Below are 24,204 nucleotides of genomic sequence, written 5' to 3' on the forward strand. Positions count from 1 at the left end.
AAATACCCCATTTTGAGGAGGAACAAAAATATGTTGAAGTTGAACAAGGCATCAGGCAAAAAAGGGATTAAATTGCTGGCAACACTGCTCACAGCCGTACTTATGATTACAGGTTGCAGCGGTGGATCGGGGGGCTCCAGTGAAGGGAATTGGGTATCCATTGAAGATCGTTATACGGTTGACCCGGAAAAGCCGGCTTGGCAGTTGGATAAAAAAGAAGAGGCTACCGACCTGACCTGGTACGTCAATGCAGACTGGTGGAACACTGATTTTGGCAAGGATATTGTCACCAAGAAAATCAAAGAGGATCTGAACATCAATATTAAATTCATCACGGGTGATGATACCAAGTTAAACACCTTTTTCGCAGGTGGAGATATGCCTGACTTGCTGACCGTATTTGACTCCAATTCTCCAGTGGTGCAAAAAGCTGCAACCTGGGCTATGCCGCTGAACGATCTGGCGGAAAAATATGATCCTTACTTCAATAAAGTTGCGGCTGCCGATACATTGAACTGGTTCCAGTTGGCAGATGGTAAAACGTATGGTTACCCGAACTATTCCAATACGCAAGAGGATTATGATAGCGGTAACATTCCTGCCAAAACGGCATTTATCATTCGTAAGGATGTGTATGAAGCACTGGGTAGTCCTGTCATTGGAACACCAGAAGAATTCCAGAGTGTGATGAAACGAATTAAGCAAGAATTCCCTGCGCTGATTCCGTTTGGGTTCAACTCCATTGGTGAAGGAACAGGTTCACTCGGGGATACGTTGCAAGATTTCATCGGTGTTCCGCTGGAGACGGAATCAGGAGAATTCTATGATCGCAATCTGGATGAAGATTACCTCACGTGGTTGAAAACATTGAACACCGTGTACAGAGATGGCAATATCAGTGATGACAGTTTCGCGGATGATGGCACGGCTTTTGAAGAAAAAGTGAAGTCCGGTAAATATGCAACCATGCTGCTCGACGGTACACCTCAACAAGGAGGGAACCTGCAGATCTACATGAGCGCCAATCCGGGCAAAGAATATATCGCCATTGATGGACCGCAGAGCACTAAAGGCAATGCACCAACATTGAATCAATCCGGAATAACCGGGTGGATGATCAATTTCGTTTCCAAGGACTGTAAAGATCCGGCCAAGGCCATTCAGATATTCACATACTTGTTGAGTGAAGAAGGACAGACGCTTATGAATTACGGGATCGAAGGGGAGACCTTCCAAACTAAAGCTGACGGTAGCGTGGAATTGCTGCCAGCGGTGAAAGACTTGCAACTCAATAACGCAGATCAATTCAAGAAGGATTATCGGATGGGTGAGTTTATGTTCTTCGGTCATGACCGCCACAAAGCACTCAGTGCAGATGCTTTTCCGGAAGCCATTAAACAGATGCAGGAGTGGGGCAAAGGCAAGCTGAAACCTCACTTTATTCTGGAGAATATTAGCCCGGATCAAGGTACACCTGAAGCTCGTGCGTTGTCAGCAATCAATACGAAGTGGAATACAACACTGGTCAGTATGGTACGTTCCAAGGATGATGCCTCGTATGACAATGCACTGGCTTCTTACAAGTCATTTTTAGGTGAGAACCGTTGGGAAGAGATTGTGAAGGTACGCAGTGAAAAGATGAAATTGAACAAAGAGAAACTAGGCATTCAATAATAGAAATACAAAGGAGAATCCTATGACTACATTCAAAATGTACAGATCCACGGGTGAAGAAAATTTATTTGTATCTCTCTCCCGAGAACAATTAAAGCCTCTGGATGCTGATAAGGAGACAACGACCATCCATCTGGATGATCAGCTAACGTATCAGGAGATGGACGGATTTGGTGCTTCTTTTACCGATTCATCTGCCTATTTGATCAACCAAATCTTGAGTGAGGAGCAACGGGATGAGGTCATGACCCGACTGTTCCATCCGGAGAAAGGGATCGGGCTGTCAGTCATCCGTAATCCGATGGGCGCTTCGGACTATGCGAGAACGGTATACAGTTATAACAATATGCCAGAACAGCAGACAGACCCGGAATTAACCCAATTCAGCATTGCACATGATGAAGGGGACGTTATTCCTTTAACGCAAAAGGCGTTGGCATTGAATCCTGAACTGAAGCTGTTTGCTTCACCATGGAGTGCACCGGGATGGATGAAAACGAGCGGATCGATGATTACCGGACAATTAAAGACGGAATGGTATCCCGTTTATGCTGAATATTTCGTGAAATACATTCAAGCGTATGGCAAGCATGGATTACCGATTCATGCCATTACACCACAGAATGAGGCGCTTTATGAACCAGGGCACTATCCTGGTATGTTGATGCCAGCCGAGGCCCAAGCAGATTTTATCAAAAACCATCTTAAACCAGCCTTTGTGCAAAACGATATTCAAACCAAGATTCTCTGTTACGATCACAACTGGGATCAACCGGACTATCCCCTGACAGTAATTGAACAAGCGGGAGAGGAAGTAGATGGTGTAGCCTGGCATTGGTACGGGGGCGATGCTTCTGCTCAAACGAAGGTTTATGAAGCTTTTGCAGGTAAAGAAGTGCATTTCACTGAAGGTTCGGGTGGAGAGTGGATTCCGCCATTTGAGCAAGCCTTCTCAAATGTGATGCGAACGGGAATTCAGATTCTTCGCAATTACAGCAAGTCCTTTGTACTTTGGAATATGGCACTAGATGAGAATAATGGGCCTACGGTTCCTGGTTTTGGTCGCAGTACGTGTCGTGGTATCGTGCAAGTGAATCAGCAAACAAAGGAACTTACGTATACACTTGATTATTATGCTCTGGCTCATTTCAGTGCTGTGATCCGTCCGAAGGCTGTTCGGATCGAAACAACATCCAGTGATGATGGAATTTGCTCTGTGGCTTTTAAAAATGCCGACGGTTCCGTAGGTTTAGTCCTCTTCAATGATGGGGAGGAGACGGGCAACATACAGGTTAAGCTGCGAGACGATGTATTGATGAAGTTCCAGCTGGAAAGCAAAAGTGTCTTGTCCGTATTAATCACAGATTGATAAATTTGATGAGTTATAACCAGGCTTCATCAGAAAAGAAACAAAAAGAAGCGATATCCGGAGTGTACACGGATATCGCTTCTTTTTGGTGAAATTCATCTATTCAGAGTTATATTATACGGGCTGAATAGCGAGATGGGGTGTCCCGCTACTCTCATCAACGAACAGTATATATTGGTTGCCAGCTGTCCCTGTTAAGACCAGACCGGGTTGACCTGCAACACCAGGATTGTAATATCTGAATTGTTGCAAAACGGGGAGGGAGACTGGAAGAGTAGGTTGATTGAGTGCCATTAATTGTGTAGCGGCCTTAACGCTATCTCCAGATTCAATCACTCCGCCTACACCCAAATGGTTGACAATCGAGGAGCTGGCGTTGATTTGAAGGCTGCCTGTTATGGTCTGACTGCCATTGACGTTTAGATCGACACCAACGGTTTGATTACCATTAACTTGATTTCTGATCTATCGACCAGCCAGTATTCCTCAATGTGAGGAAATGATTCAGTTTTGGCGTGAATTGGCGCTGAAGCATGGCCTGAAAGGGATCCATTTTGTGCAGACCATTGGTGGATTCCCTACATTTAATCGTCAGATTTTTGATGCGAGTATGGAATTTGAACCACATTATACGTTTGCACATGGACATATGAATGGAATCTGGATCGAAATGAACATCAAGGGACAGCAGCATATTGCTGTGAATTACGACAAGGTATGGTCCTCCATTCTCGAACGAACACCACACCGTAACGGAGAAATTGTCTATCCAGGAGCTTTTGTCAATTGGGATAATACACCGCGGAGAGGCGTTGACGGACAGAGTACGCTTGGGTCCACCCCAGAGAAGTTTGGGCTGTATCTATCCAGACAGATGGAACGAGCGAGGACGCTGTACAAAAGTGAATACCTTTTTGTTAACGCCTGGAATGAGTGGGCGGAAGGGGCATATCTTGAGCCGGATCAAAACTATGGTTATGCTTATTTGAGAGAACTCAAGAAAGCAACTCAGCATGAATCGAACAGAAACAAGTCTGTAGGAGGGAGTTCCGAATGAGGGAACTCTCTCTGTTTTGAGGTTGTTTACAGACCATGTTTCGTTGTAAGTAACGTTTTTTGTTTGCGGTACTCCGTTGGAGTTAACCCTGTATGTTTTTTGAACTGTCTGGAGAAATAGTACAAATCACTGAAACCGAGATGTTCGGCAATGGCAGTTATTGTGTTCGGGGTGCAGGCCAGCAACTCCTTGGCCTTATCGATTTTTTTGCCAGTAATATAGAGGATCGGAGGAACTCCGATCTGCTGCTTGAAGAATCGAATGAAATAATTTGGATGCATGTAGGCGATCTGAGCCAGATCCTGAACCGAAATATTCTCTTCGATGTTGGAATCAATATAAGCCAGGATGGTAGACAGTTTCTCCATGACAGGAACGTTAATAAAAGAGATCTGATCCAGATCCAGATTCATTAGATAGTGGGATAGTAACTCGGTCAGTTTGCTCTTGGCCATCATATGGGCATAGACTTCATCGGATTTTGCATATGTAAGGATACTGCTGAAGATTGCTTGAATCAACTCAGGTTGATCTATCGTACAGATGTGTGGGAATTTCAGAATTTGGAACAAATTGATTCCCCCAACCTTCGCGCTAAAGTGACACCAATATTTGAGAAAAGGACGGTCGTTAATGGCAGAATAAGACTGTTTGATCCCCTCTGGCATTAAAATAAGCTGATTAGGCGCAGGATAGTACTCCTCATCCCCAATTTTGAGCCAACCTTCACCTTCGCATATGAAATAAAACTTGCTGTAATCAGGCGTGTAATCCAGGTCCCGCCAATCCGTATCGCACCGATTGTAGTTGACCATAAATAATTCGACTTGGAGATTGGACAGGTAGTTCGTAAGCAAAGTTTGGTGATTCATACTTTTCATCTCCATACAAGGTTATTATTGTCCATCTAAAAGTTAGTGTTCTGCATGTCTATCCTTCGGCTGTAGCACTACAATACAGCTACAGACAATAACAGAAGGGATGAGAACATCTCATGGACAAAAACGAATATTTGCAACAGATTGAAGCAACGATTAAGAGCGGTAAATTCAAGGACAATTGGAGTTCGCTTAGCGCCTTTCAAGTTCCCGAATGGTACCCAAAAGCGAAATTCGGTATATTCATTCACTGGGGGCTATACTCTGTACCGGCCTATGATAGCGAATGGTATTCGCGAAATATGTACATACAAGGCACCAAAGCTTATGAACATCACCTTGAGGTGTATGGGCCTCATAAGGACTTTGGATATAAAGACTTCATTCCGATGTTTCGTGCAGAGAAGTTCGATGCAGACGAATGGGCAACGTTATTCAAACAGGCTGGAGCCAGATATGTTATGCCTGTGGCTGAGCACCATGATGGTTTTCAGATGTACAAAAGCTCTATCTCTCACTATAACACATATGAAATGGGCCCCAAACGGGATCTTCTGGGTGAGATGAAGGTTGCATACGAGAAGCAGGGGCTGACCTTATGTGTGTCGTCTCACCGCGCCGAGCACTGGTTCTTCATGTCTCACGGGAAGGCGTTTGATTCAGATATTAAGGAACCCCTGGAGCGTGGGGATTTCTATTGGCCTGCCATGCCTGAACCCAAGGATCACTTCGACTTGTATGACTCACCTCCAACCGAGGAGTATCTGGAGGACTGGTTGATTCGCTGCTGTGAACTGGTCGATCAATATCAGCCAAAGGTCTTCTATTTCGATTGGTGGATTCAAACGGTTGCGTTCAAACCCTATCTTAAAAAATTTGCTGCCTATTATTATAACAAAGGTGAAGAATGGGGTGTGCCTGTAGCTATCAATTATAAACATGAGGCCTATATGTTTGGTACTGCCGTTCCGGATGTGGAGCGGGGACAGTTCGCTGAGCTTAAGCCCTATTTTTGGCAAACGGATACAGCTGTCGCTAAAAACTCATGGTGTTATACGGAAGATAATAACTATAAAACGGCTGAGGAGATCATTCGGGATCTCGTCGATATTGTAAGCAAAAACGGAAATTTACTGCTGAACATTGGTCCCAAAGCAGATGGCAGCATACCGGAAGAAGATCGCGACATTTTGCTGAGCATTGGCAAGTGGCTGGAAGTGAATGGGGAAGCGATCTATGACACGTCATTCTGGCGTACGTTTGGCGAGGGTCCGACAGAGGTGAAGGAGGGGCAATTCACGGATGGGGATACGAAGATATTTACGAGTGAAGATATACGGTTTACGTTAAAAGAAAGCAGTCTGTATGCCACGGTTCTTGCTTATCCAGATAACGGAGTGGTGCAGATTAAATCCCTGAAGGAAAATTCTCACCATTATCAAGGGGTCATTCAAGATATTCAGGTACTTGGCTATGAAGAACAGCCGCAATGGGAGAGAACAGCGGACGCACTGACGATCACAACGACAACTGTGAAAAGTAATGCGCCTATTGTTTTCAAAATTAAATTGGACTAATCAACAAAGATAAATTGAATACTGTAAATATAAAAAGGGCGCATCCAGGAGTATTGTACTCATCGGATAGCGCTCTTTTGGTTGGGCTACTACTCATATAATAATCACGAAATTCTTACTTGCTAATATACTGATACCATCACACCAATGATGTTCGCCCGTAATGGAATGATTGAGACTCACTAAGGAGGATCTGCAAAAAAGATGAAACCAAAGAAACGCATCAGATATGGTTGGAGCGGATTTAAGAAAAAAAAAGCTGAGGACTGTGACCATCCCCAAGAGCAGCAACAAGAACACCATCACGAGCACCATCATAATCACCAGAATAACCATCATCATAAGTGTTTTGACAAAGAAGCCGAATTGCTTCTCAAATTAATTGGTGAGTTGAAGGGCGCAATTGTACAGGTTTTTGCCAATCCCACTCCGCACAATGTTTCACTTCTGATTGAGGTACTGCGTAAATTACTGGCTCTGGTTCATCATTCGGATTTGAAAAAGGGAACCAAGGCAGACCTCGAAGCGGTCTTGGAGCTTACCATTGTATCTGTAGAGGCCGTTCCATTTTCTCCGATCAGTGTGGGAACCAATTTGCAGCAATTGCTGGATGTGCTCCTATCTGTCATTTTACAGGGGAATATCGATTCGTGCGAGAAAGATAAACTGGTCATTTTAATCCGGGCGACCGAATTGGCTATCACAACAGGGCTTAGAAACATAGGGAGTCAAGGTCCGGTAGGACCTGCAGGGCCAGCGGGTCCTCAGGGCGTACCTGGTCCACAAGGCCCGGCTGGCCCTGCAGGTTCTCAGGGTGGTGTAGGTCCAGCAGGTGCTACTGGCGCAACGGGTGCGGCAGGCCCAGCAGGTGGCGCAACAGGAGCCACAGGTGCAACGGGGAGTACAGGAGCTGTTGGGGCAGCGGGCGTTACAGGAGCAACAGGTGATCCTGGCGTAGCAGGAGTCACCGGAGTCACAGGGAATACGGGTGCAGCTGGACTAGCGGGAGTCACCGGGGCAACGGGTGCAGCCGGAATTGCAGGGGTAACCGGGGCTACCGGCGCAACAGGGATTGCGGGAGTTACTGGAAGCACTGGTGTTACAGGAGCTACGGGTTCGGGCGCCATTATACCGTTTGCTTCTGGCGGACCTGCCATATTAACAACGGTTCTTGGTGGACTGGTCGGAACGACAAGCCTTATCGGTTTCGGCAGCTCGGCAACCGGAGTCAGCATTCTGGGTGGCACCATTGATTTAACGGGAACGATTGTTGGACCACTCATTAACTTTGCGTTCTCTGTTCCACGGGATGGCGTTATAACTTCCATTGCTGCCTATTTCAGTACCACAGCAGCCTTGGCCCTGGTTGGTTCCACGGTGACCATCACTGCGCAATTATTCAGTTCACCTACTCCTGATAATGCATTTACTGCGGTTCCGGGGGCGGTCGTTACACTGGCACCTCCACTCACCGGTATTATTGCATTGGGTAGTATCTCCAATGGTATAACAACCGGATTGGCTATACCGGTGACTGCACAGACACGTCTTCTGCTTGTATTCTCCGCCACGGCAACTGGACTTTCTCTTGTGAATACCGTTGTTGGTTATGCAAGTGGCGGCGTGAACATTACATGATGAGATATAAATTTTGATATGAACGACATGGGAGTTCTCATGTCGTTCTTTTTCTTGATTTGAAATTTTGAGCATAAAGTCTTGGTTATATAGAACTTTGAAAAGCTATTATTCATCAAAAACATGCAGAAATACGAAAAATAAGCTGAAATACGTAAGCGACATTAGACACATAAAAGCATTAAATAGACTTATTTTCTATATTTTTCAATAAAGTGCTTGTATATATCGAATAATGATTTTATACTATACCAATAAAATCCAATTAAATTCCTAATCGACTATTATATGTAATTAAAATATTTGACTACTCACTCGAATCACGATCGAAAGTCATATCCACCACTCCTTAGCAAGCGTTCTGCTAACGCTCCAGATTACCCTTCCACATGAATGCTTATAGACATTCACTCACATGGTTTAATCCGATTCTTTCAATCTCCTAAACTTCCAAGTAATAAACATAGACTGATCTGTTATCTCTTCTGACTCATATTGATTCCTAACCAGACCTGTAAAGGAGGTGAGGCTTTATGTGAAATCCAGGGTATCTATTTCGTCCGCAATAAAGGTTATTTTACCGTTTTATTCTGCAGAGAAGGGCATATGTACCAGACTAAATCAAAAAACCGGGTAAAAGGAGTGGAAAAGTTTGATAAAGATTAATCGGTTACGCAAGCCCATCTCCATGGGGCTCTCGCTTCTCCTTGCATTTTCGATCATTCATCCGGTTTCAGCTGAAAACTCCACATCATCCAAATTGGATATGAAATCTGGACTTGCTAAAGTTACGGAGTCCAAAGTAAACGCCAAGTTGACCAAAGAATTTGATGGTAGTGAATATGTTACCTATCTGGTGAAAATGAAGGAACAGGTGGATACAGCAGCAGTCTCCAAACAGGCCCTGGAAAAGGCGACTATCGCCAAACAAACGGCTTCAGCAACGAAGCTGTCCGTCCGGAATTCGGTCGTCAGCTCTCTGCGGGAAACGGCCTCACGTACACAATATCCATTGGAAACTTATCTGGAAAAGGAAGTTGACCTGGGCAAGGTCAAAGAATATAAAAGCTATTTTATTGTCAATTCACTGGCAGTAACGAGTACCAAAGAAGTCATGGAACAGATTGCGCTGCTGCCTGAGGTGGAGAAGATTCTACCGAATGAGACACGATACTTACAGAAAGCCGAAGTGAGTAAAGAACCGGCGAATGCGGTATCAGGCAAAGATGCTGTCCAAACGCCAGCTAAAGACTCTTCAGTCGGAGTCAAAGACAAAGAGCCTGCTGCAAAAGACAAGCTTGCGACAGAAAACGTGGAATGGAACCTGGATTACATCAATGCGCCAGCCGTGTGGGATCGGGGCATCGATGGAACAGGGATTGTTGTTGCCAATCTGGACAGTGGTGTAGATTATACCCATCCGGCGCTTCGCAGCAAATGGCGGGGACTGGATGCTTCAGGCAATATCGTTGATCCCGAACTGAGCTGGTATGATCCGCACAGTAATGCTTCCCTCCCTGCGGACGGAGACGGGCATGGTACGCACACGATGGGTACGATGGTTGGCTCTGAAGCAGATGGCACCAACCAGATCGGGGTTGCTCCCGGTGCGAAGTGGATTGGTGTGCGGATATTCAATCCGGAGACAACAGATGCCATCATTCTGGATGGCGGACAGTGGTTGATCGCTCCGGTTGATGCGGAAGGCAATCTGCATCCTGAACTTGCACCGGATGTCGTCAACAACTCATGGGGCGGCGGCCCGGGACTTGATGAATGGTTCCGACCTATGGTTCAAGCCTGGCGTGATGCGCAGATTTTTCCCGAATTCTCTGCGGGAAATGTAACACTGACGAATCCGGGTGGTCCCGGCTCCGTTGCGAACCCGGCCAATTATCCCGAAAGCTTCGCAACGGGAGCCACAGATATCAATGGTAATCTGGGTTCCTTCTCCCTGCTGGGCCCATCCCCGTATGATGAGATCAAACCGGAAGTATCTGCCCCTGGGGTGAATATCCGTTCATCAGTTCCGGGCGGAGTATATGAGGGAGGCTGGAACGGAACATCCATGGCAGGCCCGCATACAACTGCACTTGCTGCACTGCTGCTTCAGGCCAATCATTCCCTTACGGTGGATCAGCTGGAGCAGATCATTACAGATACAGCCACGCCGAGAACGGATAGTCAGTATCCGACCTCTCCTAATAACGGCTACGGTCACGGCATTATTAATGCCCTTGATGCTGTGGGTTCTGTACTCGAAGGGATCGGCACAGTATCCGGCAGAGTGGTTACAGCCGGAGATGATCTGGAAGAGCCAGTACTGGCACATACCCCTGTTAATTCAGCCTTTACAGGCATTGATATACCATTAACCGCTCATGTGACAGATAACGTCGCAGTAGTCTCCGTCGAGGCTTTTGCCAAAACGACAGGTACCAACCAGTACGTTTATCTACCGATGAACCGGATTGCTGGGGATAACAAAGATGGGACATATACAGCGACAATCCCTGCTTTTCTCATTGAGCCACAAGGTGTAGAGTATTATATCCGCGTAAATGATTACGGCAACAACGGATTCGAAAGTCAGGTATATAAAGTGGCTGTGTCCAATGGTGTTCAGCCAGGGTACCTTCAGGATTTTGAAGAAGATCAGCTGGGCTTCACGACTGGCGGAACCGGAAGTACTTGGGTATGGGGAGCACCAACCAGTGGTCCTGGAAGTGCATACTCCGGTGACAAGGTGATTGCAACCAATCTGCAAGGAACTTATGTGGCGAATAGCAATGCATATCTGCTTGCGCCGCCAATTGATCTCACCGAGAGTCCGGAAGGGGCATTGTTATCCTTCAAGCACTGGTATGACTTGGAGAATAACATCGACTTCGGCAAGGTATACATCGCTTCCGAGGATAGCGATTATGTGTTCGAAGAGCTGTTAACCTTCACGGGTACAGGTGGCAATTGGAAGACACAATATGTGGATCTTCGCGAATACGCGGGACAGCAGGTGTTCATCAAGTTCAATCTGACGAGCGATAATTCATTGCAAAAAGCTGGCTGGTACATTGATGATTTCGCTGTAGAAGAGCTGGATGAGATTGCTCCAGGCGCACCTGCCGGATTGTCTGCGACGGCCGATATTCTTGGTAATGTAGCCTTGAGCTGGACGGGTCCGAGTGATGAGGATCTCGAATCCTATATCGTATATCGCTCCACAACCGCAGGTTCAGGTTATGAATCCATTGGAACTGCAACAGGAACAACGTTTACAGATACGGCTACGGTGACAGATTCGACGTATTATTATACCGTTTCCGCACTTGATTATAGTGGCAATGAAAGCGACAAATCGAATGAGGTCTCCATTACAGTAGAGGTGCCTCAGGATATCTACATCGATCATTTCGATGGCAGTGATGATAATGGCTGGACTCATTCAGGAACCAAAGATGAGTGGGAACGCGGTATTCCGGTAACGGGTCCTGCCAGCGCGGTTTCTCCACCGAATGTCTGGGCGACCGATCTCGACAATACGTACGAGAGTGGTTCCAACTATTCACTCGTATCTCCGGTCATTGATTTGACGGATGTATCCGAAGGAACACTTACGTTTAATCATTGGTACGAGATTGAGAGTGGATACGACTACGGATATGTGGAAGTCACCAAGGATGGTGGGACCACATGGTCAGAATTGGGCAAATTCTCTCATACTACAAACGGTAAACAATGGACACCCGTATTTTATGATCTGGATGCACTTACCGGTAATGAAGTTCAATTCCGGTTCCGCCTGACCTCAGACAACAGTGTTGTGAAGACAGGCTGGTTCATTGATGATTTCCGTGTACTGGGAGTTGCTGCGGAGACGGTAACGGAGGACAGTGCGGTTGTGCTTAACAATGACAAACCAAAACCGTCCTATGATAATCCATGGTACAAAATTTCGCGGACAGACAAAGCGGAATTTAACAAAACGAAACAGCAACAACCGGAAGTTGAAAAACCAGAAACAGGTTCGGTTAATCCACAAAGCCTGCCTGCAAGTGCAACGGTTACCGTACTGGAAACCGGACGTTCGGTGAAGACAGATCCAGCTACAGGCAAGTATAATTTCACACACGTAGCAGGTGATTACACGTTAAAAGCTGAAGCATATGGATATTATCCTCAAACTCAGCAGGTAACGATCACGGATGGCAATGGTGCCAAAGCCAACTTTAATCTGGAGGAAATCCCGCATGGGCAGATTGAAGGTGTAGTAACCGATGAGCGGACAGGCCAACCATTGGCTGATGCTTCCGTCCTCGTGGTGGAAGATGCCAATATAGGTGAAGTTCGCACAGGTTCAGATGGCAGCTTCAATATTCAGGTATTGGAAGGAAGTTATACCCTGTCCATCCGGGCTGCGGATTATTACAGTAAAACCGTAACTGTAACTGTACCTGGTAATGGGACAGCAGAGGCAAATGTTGCCTTGAAACCATTCATCGGTTTCCCAGGGGAAATTGCTTATGATGATGGATCAGCAGAGAACGCACGAGCTTTTAACGCTGCGGATAACGCTTGGGCAGTTCGAATGACACCAGAGCTGGAGACCGCTCAACTGACAGGTGCATCGTTCCGATTCTGGAACACAGAGTGGCCTGTGCCTGGAGGTACAACGTTCCAATATGCCGTATATGATGCATCGGGTGCGGGTGGAGCTCCAGGACCACAGCTGGCTGGACCATTCGACGGTACTGCACTTCGTAACGATCAATGGACAACCGTTGAATTCCCAGAACCGGTCATTGTAACGGGTGACTTCTATATCGTGTATGTACAAAGCGTAGCCGGAACAAGTGCTCCGGGACTCGCTACCGATGAGAATGGTACGAATGCTGGTCGAAGCTGGCAGCGTGTAAGCGGAGCATGGAGTACTTCACCGGTAGAAGAAGGCAATTACATGATTCGTGCAGTCGTGAGATATCCGGTAAATGCACCTGTGCTCACAGTACCTGCAAACACGTATACGAATCAATCGACCTTTACTGTGTCGGGAACGTCTCCGGCATCTGGAGCTCAGATCAAGATCTACAACGGCAAGGATCTGGCTGGCACCACAACAGTGGCAAATGGGAAGTTCTCATACGGTGTGAAGCTCCGTTCTGGCATTAATGCGATTACTGCGGAGGCAGTGGTAGACGGTAAAACAACGGACCGTTCACTCCCCATAGTCATTATTCTGGATCAGACCAAACCAGAGTTAACGATTCTCACGCCAGCTCAAGGGGATCGCATCAATGCAGAAGTGGTTCACGTAACGGGTAATGTCGTGGAACAATTCCTCGATAAGGTAACCGTTAACGGACAAACCGTACAAGTGGGTAAAGACAGAAGCTTCAGTCACCGTGTATTGGTCAATGAAGGCGAGAACACAATTACCATTACAGCAACCGATATCGCTGGTAACAAAACAACTGTAACCCGCACCGTCTATGTGGAAACGGCGTTGCCAGAACTTACGAATATTACTCCGGCTGAGGATGTTCGAATCACATCAGGGGAGAGTGTTACCGTTTCATTTGACAGTAAACCTGGTCTGCAAGCATCTTTCCGTATTCAGTTACCTTTGAATCTGAATGACCAAGGCGCAGGAGAGATTCCATTGCTGGAGACTGAACCTGGTCGTTACACGGGTACGTACACAACACCTTCATCCCTTGTTCTGGATGGTGGAGTCATTGTGATTCGTGCTCAGGATGCAGCAGGCAACAAAGTAGAAGCGGAAGCAGCTGGACGATTGTTCGTCAGCGCAGCACAAGAACAATCCGTTCCAGAACCAGATTCGAGCCCTGAAGAGAATGGAACGGAAGTGAGTCCACCGTCCGCTGAGGGTCTGCAACCTTAATTATGCAAAGTATGACTTGGACGATAACTGCATTTTGACCGTGTAAGCAAGAAGCCGATAAGCCGAGGTATCAGGGCTTGTCGGCTTTTTGTTGTATCTCGATTCACATCTGACGCCTAATTTATCTACGCCAAATAAATTTATTAATAAACTTTTGGAAATGAAGCATCCATGGGGTGCTTTTTCTTTTGTTCTCACATGAAAGCAGGTGAGTTGTCTCCTTTCTTCACATTAATGATATAACATGATATATTAGGATGTAGAACATGAGAAGTATGGGTATTTATGGAGGTGCTTGTATTGGGGAAAGATTCGGCATCCAAGCCGATGTATGAACAGATCTTTGAATCCTTGCGCGAACGGATACAGCTTCATCAATATCAAGTGGGTGAGCGTGTTCCTTCGGAGAAGGAATTATGTGATGAATTCGGAGTGAGCCGGATTACAACTAAAAAAGCGCTTGAGATGCTGGCGAGTGAACAATTAATTGTTCGTCAGCCGGGACGGGGTTCTTTTGTAGCCGACACAGCAGATGTGTTACAGGAAAGATCTAACAGACCTGCTCCGCGTTCTGCGATCAAAGATCCAGAGAAGAAGCTGCTCATTGGTCTGGTCATTACTAATTTCAGCGATATGTATGGTACAGAACTGTTATATGGGATGGAAGAAGCTTCGCGAGAGCATGATTGTTTTCTCGTACTTAGACGTTCCTTCGGGATTCCCGAACAGGAGGAACAGAGCATTCAGGAACTGCTGGAACTGGGTGTGGATGGATTGATTATTTTCCCGGCACAGGGTGAATATTTCAGCGATGAGATTCTTAAACTGGTCGTTAATAAATTCCCGTTTGTCCTGATTGACCGGTACTTGAAAGGCATCCCGGCTTCATCTGTCAGTACGGATAATGTAGGCGCGGCGCGAGAAGGGACGAATTATCTGTTCGATCTCGGTCACCGACACATCGCTTTTCTGACGCAGCCTCCGGCGAACACTACACCGATCGAAGAACGAATTGAAGGCATTATTGAGGCTCACAATGATCAAGGAGTTCTGGTGAACAGGGAACTGTGGTTAGAATCTTTTCTTTCGACACTGCCAAGTGTGTTTGATCCTCAAGTCGAGGTCCGTGATGTGGAGACACTGGTGGAACATTTACAGAAATACCCTCAGATTACTGCACTCTTTGCTGCGGAGTATCATATTGCTTTACTTGCAGAACAGGCAGCGGATCGGCTTGGTCTGAGAATCCCGGAAGATATGTCCATCATTTGCTTTGACAGTCCAAACGCTGCCGAAGGAAGCCGAGTAACCCATATGAGACAAAGCCAGTTTGATATGGGAAAACAGGCATTTGAGATGGTGCTTCAAAGTATGCAAAATAACGAAATGACAGTGAACAGAGTTGTTTTGCCTGCCCAATTGGTGAAGGGTAAGTCAACGAGTATGGTGAAACAAAAGGGTTAATTATAGCAACTTAATATTCATTGTGTTCAATCAGGGGCTTCGTGTAAACGAGGCCTCTTTTTGGTGTGGATAAAATGGGGAGAACTGCTTTGAATGGTATGTTATTTGATGCCGTTAAATTAAAATAACATGCTAATATACAAATAAATATATTGACATAACATTATATTCGTTTTAGGATGATGAAAGCGGTTAACAAACTGGATTACATAAGGAGGACAACATGCTGACACCCAGAGATGATCAAGAAATTTCCCCCTCGATATACGACATGATTGATCGGGTTAACAAACGTATGCCGGAATATCCGGAACTTAACCAAATGTTCAAAAATTGTTTTACCAATACGATGGCAACCACGATTCAGCGCAAAGAAGATGGAACAACTTTTGTGATTACGGGAGATATTCCTGCCATGTGGTTACGTGATTCTGCTGCTCAGGTCAGACCATATTTGGTTCTCGCTTCAGAGGATGAAGATATTGCCGACATGATCGCTGGACTGGTTGAACGTCAACTGAATTATATTCTCCTGGACCCTTATGCAAACGCTTTTAATGAGACGGAGAGTGGAAAAGGACATCAGCAAGACCTGACGCAGATGAATGATTGGATCTGGGAACGGAAGTATGAGATTGACTCTCTGGCTTACCCGATCCAACTCAGTTACCTCTTGTGGAAGAACACGGGCAGAACAACTCAATTCAACGATACGTTCCGCAAAGCAGCCAAGGTCATCATGCAGTTATGGCAAGTGGAACAGCATCATGAGACGAAATCACCCTACACGTTCCAACGTCTGGATGCTCCTGAAACCGATACGCTCACCCGAGAGGGACGAGGTACTGAAACGGTATACACAGGCATGACTTGGTCGGGATTCCGTCCCAGCGACGATCGCTGTGAATATGGATATCTGATTCCATCCAATATGTTCGCCGTGGTGGCGCTTCGATATCTACAGGAAATTGCTGAAGCGGTGTTCGAGGATGAAACGCTGGCAGCGACTGCTCAGCAGTTGGAGGAACAGATCAACATAGGTATTCAGGATTATGGCACCGTTGAACATCCGGAATATGGAACCATATATGCATACGAAACGGATGGGAAAGGCAATTACAATCTGATGGATGATGCCAATGTGCCGAGCCTGCTGTCTTTACCTTATCTCGGATATGTGGAGGAGAACGACGAGGTGTATCAGAATACACGCCGTTTCATTCTATCCTCGCACAACCCGTATTTTTATGAGGGAACAGCAGCAGCGGGAATTGGTAGTCCGCATACACCGGAAGGGTACATCTGGCATATCGCTTTATCGATGCAGGGGCTGACTACGGAGGATCGCAATGAAAAACTACGATTGCTTCAGCTCATCCATAAGACGGATGCGGATACCGGACTGACCCATGAAGGTTTTTCGGCCAACAATCCACATGAATATACACGTCCATGGTTTTCATGGTCCAACATGCTCTTTAGTGAACTGATGATGGATTATTGCGGATTCCGCGTACAGAAATAGGATAGGAAAGCAAGAGATAACCTGCGAGTACATCATAACGTTCGGAGTTCATTGAATTCCGACAAGAGGAGAGCGAATCATGAGAAAAATATCATTGAAAATGCCGGTAGCAGCAGTTATGACATCCTTGCTCATTCTTACTACAGCCTGTTCGGGTGGAAGTTCAAGTACAGGCACAACCAGTGATGGCAAGAAGGAAGTAACCGTATCATTCCGTTCTTCAGGATCTGAAGATACACTTACGAAATTCTTCCAATCAGGCTTGGTGGATCAATTCGAGAAAGAAAATCCGGATATCAAAATCAATATCGCGCCTGTACTGGCAAGTGAGGGTGATTATACGTCCAAAATGGTTCTGCAGATGAAATCCCCGGATACGGCGCCTGATGTCATTGCCGAAGATACATCCATCATCAAATCCGATGCTGCTGCGGGATATCTGGAGCCGCTGGATACACAGGTTCAGGGATGGTCTGATTGGGAAGATCACATCATCGACAACCTGAAGGCAGGGGTTACCGGAGAAGACGGCAAAGTGTACGGCGTTCCGGCTACTTCGGATACACGCGGAATCTGGTACAACAAGGAACTGTTTCAACAGGCGGGACTTGAAGTTCCGTTCAAACCTGCAAGCTGGGCAGAAGTACTCGAAGCAGCACGTACCATCAAGCAAAAGCTGCCGGGTGTGACGCCACTTAATATGATCGTGGGCAAAGCAAACGGGGAAGGTGTCACCATGCAAACACTGGAAATGCTGCTCTATGGTACGGCGGACACGCTGTATAACGACACGAGCAAGAAATGGGTCGTGAACAGCCCGGGGCTGCTGGATTCCTTCAAATTCATAGATCAAGTGTTTAACACGGATAAAACTGGTCCGACCATGCAGGTTGCCCTGAATGGACAAGCTGGCAGTATTGCATTCCAGCAACAGTTCCCGCAAGACAAACTGGCGATGGCTGTAGATGGTAGCTGGGCAGGTTCGACATGGGCCGAGAACGGTGCTGCTCCAATCGCCAACGTTGAAGAGAAGATAGGCTTTGCACCATTCCCAACACAAAATGGGGAAGAACCTGGAGCAACTACGATGTCTGGAGGATGGGCTTGGTCTGTTCCTGCACAGGCGAAGAACAAGGAAGAAGCATGGAAATTTATCGAGTTCCTGATGAATAAGGAAAATGCGACTGCACGCGTAGTAGCGGAAGGTAGCCTCAGCCCACGTAATGATTCTACGGAAGTTGAAGGTTATACGGATCGTCCATATACCAAAGAAGCACAGGAACTCTTGAATGTGGCCCACTTCCGTCCAGCGAACGATCAATATGCAGCGGTATCCGCACAATTGCAAAGCATTGTTGAGAGTATTGCCTCTGGCAAGCTGACGCCGGAAGAGGGAATTACACAATTGAAGGACAACGTATCCCGTTCCCTGGGCGCTGAAAGCATCGAAGAGAAATAAGGATATCGATATATTCGGAGGGGGAGGCACAAATCTCCCCTTTTTCCGGTTCGAATGGAGAGTGACTTATGAAAAGGAAAGCACCAGGTTCATTTCTGTTTCTCATGCCTTCCGTACTGTTATTACTTGTGTTTTTCATTGTTCCCATCATTCTGACGATCTGTTTTGCCTTTACGAATATGGCTCTTACCGGGGCGGCAGCCAAGAGTTTGGAGTTTGTTGGATTCCAGAATTTCATTAATATGTTCCATGATCCGGACTTCCGGATTAGTGTCTGGCGCACGCTGGTTTTTCTCATCTTCTCCGCAGTGATTGGTCAGGTGTTGCTTGGGTTCATACTGGCCCTTCTAATGAAGGAGAAAAATGTGACGTTCCGCCGGGTCATCGGGATCATCGTCATTGCCGGTTGGGTGACACCCGAGATTGTCGTGGCCTTCTGTATGGTGGCCTTTTTCAGTGACAATGGTTCATTGAATCAGATCCTCGGCTGGTTTGGAGCGAATCCAGTCTCCTGGTTGTTCAGTTTCCCTATGGTGAGTGTCATTATCGCGAATATCTGGCACGGCACAGCCTTTTCAATGATGGTCTATCAGTCGGCACTGGATGATATCCCGAAGGAAGTTGAAGAAGCTGCGATTATTGACAGTGCCACCGGGTTCCAGATTGTCAGACACATTACGATTCCAATGGTAAAAGGGTCCATCGTGACCAACATGATGTTGGTTACCCTACAGACACTGGGTGTATTTACGCTGATCTATACGATGACGGGTGGTGGCCCGGGTACTTCGACACAAACCTTGCCGATCTTCATGTACAACCAGGCTTTTGTGAACTATCAATTTGGATACGGCACAGCCATATCTCTGGTTCTGTTGTTCATCGGTATTATCGCCAGCCTGTTCTACATGCGATCCATGAAAGTGAAAGTGTAACCATGAAGGAGGTTCGATCCCAATGGTCAAACATGGGCTTCAACGTAAAATCCAGTACGGGATTCTAGTCTTTCTAGGGCTCTGTTTTTTATTGCCGCTGCTCTGGATCATTCTGGCTTCATTCGACCCAAACGCGCAACAGGGCATCAAAATGCCCAGTACCTGGACCATTCAAAATTTCAAGGATGTGCTCGGGGATTCGAGCAATCTTCGTTCATTCGGTGTAGGCCTTATTCTGTCGGGAGGGCAAGCGATATTGGTTGTTCTGGTATCAGTTCTTGCTGCTTATCCTTTATCCCGTTATGAAATGAGATTCAAAAAAAGCTTTCTGTTATCGATTCTGTTCATGACAGCTCTTCCGATTACTGCCGTGATGGTTCCGGTATTTCAAATGTTTCTGTTCTTCAAAATGCAAAATAGCATCATTGCCACGATGCTGTTCCTGACCGCATCCTCACTTCCTTACGGTATCTGGATGATGAAAAACTTCATGGATTCGGTGCCGATTGATCTGGAAGAATCGGCATGGATCGACGGTGCATCCGTGTGGAACGGATTGAGACGAATTGTGGCACCATTGATGTTGCCTGGTATTGCAACGATAGCGATATTTACCTTTTCGGGAAGTTGGGGCAACTTCTTCGTGCCATACATCCTGCTCCAGACACCGGAGAAACTTCCGGCATCAGTCACGATTTATCAATTCTTTGGCAGTCACGGTATGGTTGAATACGGCAGATTGGCTGCATTCTCACTACTTTATACAATGCCTTCGGTTGTGTTATATATCTTCTCCCAGCGGTACATGTCAAAGGGCTTCAGCATGGGCGGGGCAACCAAAGGTTAACGACAGGAGGTACGCAACATGACAACCAAAAAGACGGCACATCTTATCTCGCATACCCATTGGGATCGCGAATGGTATATGCCTTATGAACACCATCATGTACTGCTCATTGAGCTGATGGATAAACTGCTGGACACGCTTGATCAGGACCTGGAATATCGTTATTTCCATCTGGATGGGCAGACGATTATTCGTGAAGATTATTTGCAAGTTCGGCCCGAACAACAGGAGAGGCTCGACCGTTATATTCGTGAAGGACGCATCCATTTTGGTCCATGGTATGTGTTGCAGGATGAGTTTCTGACCAGCAGTGAGGCCAACTTGCGTAATCTGCTCATCGGGCATCGTGATGCTCGACCTTTGGGTGTGATATCCAAGACGGGATACTTCCCGGACTCGTTCGGAAATATGGGACAGGCACCGCAGATTCTGCAACAGGCGGATATTCATAACGCGATCTTTGGGCGTGGGGTAAAGCCTACGGGATTCAATAATGCGGTGGTTGATGCAGACAGTTACGAATCTCCCTATTCCGAGATGATCTGGCGTTCGCCGGATGGTTCGGAAGTGCTCGGCATTTTGTTCGCGAATTGGTACTGCAATGGGATGGAGGTTCCCGTTGATTCGGAGAAAGCCCGAGTATATTGGGATAAAAATCTGGAGGATGCCGAGAAGTTTGCCTCGACTCCACATCTGTTGTTCATGAATGGTTGTGATCACCAGCCGATCCAGACGGATCTTCCCGAGGCATTACGCACGGCAGCTGCCTTGTATCCTGATGTGGAATTTATCCACTCCAATTTTGACGAATACATTGACGCGGTTACGAAGAATGTCCCTGAGCATCTGGCGACTATTGAGGGCGAGCTTCGCAGTCAGCACACGGATGGTTGGGGAACACTGGTGAATACGGCATCCGCACGGGTGTATCTGAAACAGTTGAATCAGCAGGGGCAGACGTTGCTTGAAAAAGTAGCCGAACCACTCGCTGCCATGGCCCATATAGCCGGGGTAAAAGATTATCCGCACCATCTGTTGACGCATGCATGGAAGATGCTGATGCAGAACCACCCACATGATAGCATCTGCGGGTGCAGTGTCGATGAGGTTCACCGTGAGATGGTGACCCGATTCGCCAAGAGCAGACAACTTGCAGAAAAATTGGTTTCCCAGAGTGCGCAGGCGATTGCTGAGTCCATTCATGTGCAAACTGCTGAGGCTTGGGGAGAGGAAGCTGTGCCGTTCACTGTGTTCAACACGAGTGGGTGGAATCGAAATGGAATCATCGAGATGGACCTGATTGTGGACAAAGCATTTTTCCCAGAAGGTCCTAATCCCCAGGCGCTTGCGCAGAAGGTGGAAAAAGACGCACTGCCAGTGTATCAGCTGGTCGATTCGGATGGACGTACGTATTCGGCAGAAATCAAGGATCTGGGTGCACATTTCGGCTATGAACTTCCGAAGGATCGCTTCCGACAGCCTTATATGGCTCGTAAAGTAAGAGTGACTTTCCAGGCGGTGGATGTACCTTCTCTGGGTTATAAGACGTATGCTCTTATTCGGGTAGAGAAGCAAGCAGAGATTGCTGAGATTGCTGAGATGCCCGATACGAGCGACGTCATCGAGGTGCAGGGCATGATGATGGAGAACGGTCAATTGCGGGTGACGGTTGAAGAGAATGGTACGGTAACGATTGAAGATAAGGTCTCCGGTGCTGTATACAGGGGATTGAATTCATATGAGAATACCGGTGATATCGGCAATGAATACGTCTATCGTCAACCTGAGGGAGAAACAACGCTGACCACGGAGCATCTGAAGGCAGACCTGCGGATTGTGGAGCAGTCTCCGTACCGGGCAGTTATGGAAAGTGTATTACGCTGGGATATTCCGGCTGGAGCAGATGAACTGTTCGAGCTGGAGAAGCGCCAAATGGTTCCTTTTACAGAACGAAAGGCGCAGCGAGCCCCGAACACCGTTCCGCTTGTGATTACGACAACGTATACGTTGGAAGCAGGCAGTAATATGGTCAAGGTAAAGACTGAATTTAACAATCAGGCCAAGGATCATCGACTGCGGGCACTCTTTCCATCCGGACTGGTGACAGACAATCATTATGCAGATTCCATCTTTGAAATTGCCAAACGTTCCAATACACCGGCCAAAGAATGGGTGAATCCAAGTAATGCGCAGCATCAGCAAGTATTTGTACATGTGACTGATGGTGACCATGGCTTGATGATTGCAAACAAAGGGTTGAATGAATACGAGATTTTACAGCATGAAGAGGGCAGTACGATTGCGATTACGCTGCTGCGTGCCTCTTCGGAGCTGGGAGATTGGGGTGTGTTTGAAACACCGGAAGCCCAATGTCTGGGACATCAGAGTGTGGAATATGCGATTATACCATTTGCCGGTGATGCTGCGCAGTCAGGTGCATGTGCAACTGCCTATACGTATCCGATTCCGTGGACGACTGTGCAGCTAGGGACACTTGCGTATACATTTGAGCAAGAAGGTCATGCCGGAGCTAATGGGCAGAAGGTTGAATTACCTCTATCGAAGCAATGGCTAGCGTGGAATTCGCAAGGTTCGACACTGGCATTCTCCACACTGAAGATCGCAGAGGAAACAGGAGATTTGATTGCTCGCTGGTATAATCTAAACTCCGAACCCGTTGAATTGAACGTTCGGCCCGGAGTTGAATGCGCCTCCGTTTATGAGAGCGATGTGCTGGAACGGGTTAAGGATACGTTGGAGGGGCACAGCCAGAAGGTATCCGGGTACAAAATCGTTACACAAGGGTATTGCTTACGTTGAGTTAATTATTGCATATCATAATTATAGAAACCTCCTGTTCACGGTAGTGTGGACAGGAGGTTTTTGTTAGTCAAAATATTGTCTTATTGAAGGCTATAACGGCTTTATCGCTTGCTATAAGTTCTTTTTATCCAATAAAATAATTAATTTCCAAGATATAAAAATGTGGTATTATTGTGCTAGTTTGTTGTAATGGAGGTAGACCTAATGATCTATATTTTATTTGTATTCATCGTTGTACTGGTTGCTACACTTAGTCTTTGGATTCTGAGTTTAAAACGTAAACACAAGAGATCAGCGGTGCTTTTTGAGGAGAATTACGACTTAAAAGCCATTACTATCGCAGATATAGACAGGATGGAGGATGGCTCTGGCTTCGAGATGTACTTGTACAGATTGTTAATTGAGTTGGGCTATTCAGGGGTCTATAAAACGTTAGGAAGTCGCGATTTTGGTGCTGACGTAGTTTTCACTGATCGGGAAGGTGTTAGAAATGTCATTCAAGCAAAACGATACTCAACAGAGTATCCAGTTGGCATCAGCGCTGTACAAGAGGTGTTTTCTTGCATGAGATATTATAAGGCTAAGAAAGCAATCGTAATTACTTCATCCCACTTCACAGAGTCGTGTGAGACATTAGCTGGTATAAACTTTGTAAAGTTGATTGATCGAACTGACTTGATTCATGTGATTGAGGCTTTTAGAGACGGCGATATGATTGGAGCACGTGACATCATTGAAGGGGAGCCTAGGATGATCCTTGAATCCTGGTCGGAAGCGAATAGCAATACGCTACATGAGGTTCGAAAAGATTACAAGGCAGAAAAGTATGTGAAAAAAGTGATGAGTAAGTGAACATACATATTATTTAATAGAAAAATGATTTATTCCGTTGACTGTTCATACATAACTTAAGTGGAGAGAGAGTCTGTAAAATATATTGTGTAAACTCTCAAACCCATTAAAATGGAAGTAAGAGAAAGGTTGGGAGAACACTTGGGAATTTGGACAAAACAACAATTGCGGGAATTTATTTTTGAGAACAATCTGGTCTCTGCACAA

Annotated in this window: 15 protein-coding genes; 13 read left to right on the forward strand and 2 right to left on the reverse strand. The window is 46.4% G+C overall.

Annotated features, from left to right (window positions below; all coding sequences use genetic code 11):
- Nucleotides 1–30 precede the first annotated feature (30 nt).
- Nucleotides 31–1,674: a sugar ABC transporter substrate-binding protein gene (locus MHB43_RS14720; protein ID WP_339184804.1), complete on the forward strand. Its 1,644-nt coding sequence runs from the start codon at nucleotides 31–33 to the stop codon at nucleotides 1,672–1,674.
- A 22-nt stretch (nucleotides 1,675–1,696) separates the two neighbouring features.
- Nucleotides 1,697–3,043 (forward strand): glycoside hydrolase family 30 protein, encoded by a 1,347-nt coding sequence (locus MHB43_RS14725; protein WP_405132211.1) that lies wholly within the window; start codon nucleotides 1,697–1,699, stop codon nucleotides 3,041–3,043.
- A 114-nt stretch (nucleotides 3,044–3,157) separates the two neighbouring features.
- Here the strand turns inward: MHB43_RS14725 and MHB43_RS14730 are convergent, their stop codons facing one another.
- The gene (locus MHB43_RS14730) at nucleotides 3,158–3,379 is read right to left on the reverse strand and encodes a hypothetical protein (RefSeq protein ID WP_339184808.1); all 222 of its coding nucleotides are present in this window, start codon (nucleotides 3,377–3,379) and stop codon (nucleotides 3,158–3,160) included.
- Between the two features lie 127 nt (nucleotides 3,380–3,506).
- On the opposite strand from MHB43_RS14730, the gene MHB43_RS14735 reads away from it, so the two are divergent.
- Nucleotides 3,507–4,100 carry a glycoside hydrolase family 99-like domain-containing protein gene (locus tag MHB43_RS14735; protein ID WP_405132431.1) on the forward strand — a complete coding sequence of 198 codons (594 nt, stop codon included), beginning with the start codon at nucleotides 3,507–3,509 and terminating at the stop codon, nucleotides 4,098–4,100.
- A 26-nt stretch (nucleotides 4,101–4,126) separates the two neighbouring features.
- Here the strand turns inward: MHB43_RS14735 and MHB43_RS14740 are convergent, their stop codons facing one another.
- The gene (locus MHB43_RS14740; RefSeq protein ID WP_339184812.1) at nucleotides 4,127–4,972 is read right to left on the reverse strand and encodes an AraC family transcriptional regulator; all 846 of its coding nucleotides are present in this window, start codon (nucleotides 4,970–4,972) and stop codon (nucleotides 4,127–4,129) included.
- Between the two features lie 122 nt (nucleotides 4,973–5,094).
- Here MHB43_RS14740 and MHB43_RS14745 point away from each other — a divergent pair, with 122 nt between their 5' ends.
- The 10 genes from MHB43_RS14745 (at nucleotide 5,095) to MHB43_RS14790 (ending at nucleotide 23,997) form a co-directional block, all read left to right on the forward strand.
- On the forward strand, nucleotides 5,095–6,555 hold the full coding sequence (locus MHB43_RS14745) for an alpha-L-fucosidase (RefSeq protein ID WP_339184814.1): 1,461 nt from the start codon (nucleotides 5,095–5,097) through the stop codon (nucleotides 6,553–6,555).
- A 204-nt stretch (nucleotides 6,556–6,759) separates the two neighbouring features.
- A complete protein-coding gene (locus MHB43_RS14750; protein WP_339184816.1) occupies nucleotides 6,760–8,193 on the forward strand; it encodes an exosporium glycoprotein BclB-related protein in 1,434 nt (477 codons plus the stop codon).
- Between the two features lie 652 nt (nucleotides 8,194–8,845).
- Nucleotides 8,846–14,092, forward strand: coding sequence for a S8 family serine peptidase (locus MHB43_RS14755; protein WP_405132212.1), 5,247 nt, complete (start codon nucleotides 8,846–8,848; stop codon nucleotides 14,090–14,092).
- A gap of 291 nt (nucleotides 14,093–14,383) precedes the next feature.
- On the forward strand, nucleotides 14,384–15,556 hold the full coding sequence (locus MHB43_RS14760) for a GntR family transcriptional regulator (protein WP_339185395.1): 1,173 nt from the start codon (nucleotides 14,384–14,386) through the stop codon (nucleotides 15,554–15,556).
- A 223-nt stretch (nucleotides 15,557–15,779) separates the two neighbouring features.
- The gene (locus MHB43_RS14765) at nucleotides 15,780–17,081 is read left to right on the forward strand and encodes a glycoside hydrolase family 125 protein (RefSeq protein ID WP_339184820.1); all 1,302 of its coding nucleotides are present in this window, start codon (nucleotides 15,780–15,782) and stop codon (nucleotides 17,079–17,081) included.
- Between the two features lie 79 nt (nucleotides 17,082–17,160).
- Complete coding sequence (locus MHB43_RS14770) at nucleotides 17,161–18,540, forward strand: extracellular solute-binding protein (protein ID WP_339184822.1); 1,380 nt, start codon at nucleotides 17,161–17,163, stop codon at nucleotides 18,538–18,540.
- 68 nt (nucleotides 18,541–18,608) lie between these two features.
- Nucleotides 18,609–19,475: a carbohydrate ABC transporter permease gene (locus MHB43_RS14775; protein ID WP_036608294.1), complete on the forward strand. Its 867-nt coding sequence runs from the start codon at nucleotides 18,609–18,611 to the stop codon at nucleotides 19,473–19,475.
- A 22-nt stretch (nucleotides 19,476–19,497) separates the two neighbouring features.
- Nucleotides 19,498–20,322, forward strand: coding sequence for a carbohydrate ABC transporter permease (locus tag MHB43_RS14780; RefSeq protein WP_076211825.1), 825 nt, complete (start codon nucleotides 19,498–19,500; stop codon nucleotides 20,320–20,322).
- An 18-nt stretch (nucleotides 20,323–20,340) separates the two neighbouring features.
- Nucleotides 20,341–23,142 carry an alpha-mannosidase gene (locus MHB43_RS14785; protein ID WP_405132213.1) on the forward strand — a complete coding sequence of 934 codons (2,802 nt, stop codon included), beginning with the start codon at nucleotides 20,341–20,343 and terminating at the stop codon, nucleotides 23,140–23,142.
- Nucleotides 23,143–23,349: 207 nt separating this feature from the next.
- Entirely contained in the window at nucleotides 23,350–23,997 is a 648-nt protein-coding gene (locus MHB43_RS14790) for a restriction endonuclease (RefSeq protein WP_405132214.1), read from the forward strand.
- The last annotated feature ends 207 nt before the right edge of the window (nucleotides 23,998–24,204 follow it).

Source organism: Paenibacillus sp. FSL H8-0317 (assembly GCF_045040685.1).
Classification (GTDB): Bacteria; Bacillota; Bacilli; order Paenibacillales; family Paenibacillaceae; genus Paenibacillus.